Below are 1247 nucleotides of genomic sequence, written 5' to 3' on the forward strand. Positions count from 1 at the left end.
GTGTGCGGGCGGCGCGGCGCCAGGACGGGACGTGGCTGCTGTCCGGTCTGCTCCGCGTCGACGAGGTGGCGCAGACCGTTGACGTCCGCCTGCCGACGGACGAGGCGTACCAGACCCTCGGGGGTCTCATTGCGGACCGCCTCGGCCGGGTGCCGGTCACCGGCGACGTGGTCGAGGTCGACGGCGTCACCCTCACCGTCCAGCTGATGGACGGCCGGCGCGTGGACCGGGTCCGCCTGATTCCTCCGCACGTCCCCGCGGGCGGCGACCATCCCGCGGGCGGCGACCATCCCGCGGATGGCGACCGCCCCGTGGGCGGCGACCGTTCCGGGGATGCGCACCGCGACCCCGCCACCCCGGACGCGATGGGCGCGCTGCGGTGAACGTCCTGCTCGCTGTCTTCCTCACCGTCGTCCTGCTCCTTGCCAACGCCTTCTTCGTGGGAGCCGAGTTCGCGCTGATCTCGGCTCGCCGCAGCGCTGTCGAACCCCTGGCACAGGCGGGTTCGGCCCGCGCGCAGACCACACTGCGGGCGATGGAGGAGGTCTCCCTGATGCTGGCCGGCACCCAGCTGGGCATCACGATCTGCACGCTGGGGCTCGGCTCGCTCGGGGAGCCCGCGGTCGCGCACCTTCTCGAAGGCCCGCTGGAGTCGGCCGGGATGCCGGAGGTCCTGCTGCACCCGATCGCTCTCGCCGTCGCCATGACGACGGTCGTGTTCCTGCACGTGGTCATCGGCGAGATGGTTCCCAAGAACATCGCACTGGCCGGGCCGGACCGCAGCGCCCTGCTGCTCGTCCCGCCGCTGGTCGGTGTCGTCCGCTACCTGCGCCCGGCGATCGCCGGCCTGAACGCGACCGCCAACCTGAGCCTGCGCATCGTCCGGGTGGTGCCGAAGGACGAGGTGGCCAGCGCCTTCACCCGCGACGAGGTCGCCGGCTTCGTCGAGGAGTCCCGCCGGGAGGGACTGCTTGACGCGGACCAGCACGGGCTGCTGTCCGGAGCGCTGCACTTCGACGAACGCAGCGCGCGCAGCGTCCTGCTGCCCCTCGACAGCCTGGAGACGGTTCCGGTCGAGGTCACGCCCCGGGGTGTGGAGGCGGTGGCCGCCCGGACCGGGTTCTCCCGTTTCCCGGTTCGGGCGGCCAGCGGCGAGCTCACCGGATACCTGCATCTCAAGGACGTCCTGGAAACCAACCCGCAGAAGCGGTCGGCGCCGGTCCCCGCCAAGTGGGTCCGTCCGCTGG

Annotated in this window: 2 protein-coding genes; both read left to right on the top strand. The window is 72.6% G+C overall.

Annotated features, from left to right (window positions below; all coding sequences use genetic code 11):
- A partial coding sequence (locus DD1DGNOD_RS07830) for a transporter associated domain-containing protein (protein ID WP_283234667.1) occupies window positions 1-383 on the top strand: 383 nt, incomplete at its 5' end.
- Window positions 380-1247, top strand: an 868-nt coding sequence (locus DD1DGNOD_RS07835; protein WP_241255539.1) for a hemolysin family protein, incomplete at its 3' end; no start/stop codon positions are given. The genes DD1DGNOD_RS07830 and DD1DGNOD_RS07835, both read left to right, overlap by 4 nt.

The organism is Candidatus Protofrankia californiensis (assembly GCF_900634765.1).
Taxonomy (GTDB): Bacteria; Actinomycetota; Actinomycetes; order Frankiales; family Frankiaceae; genus Protofrankia; species Protofrankia californiensis.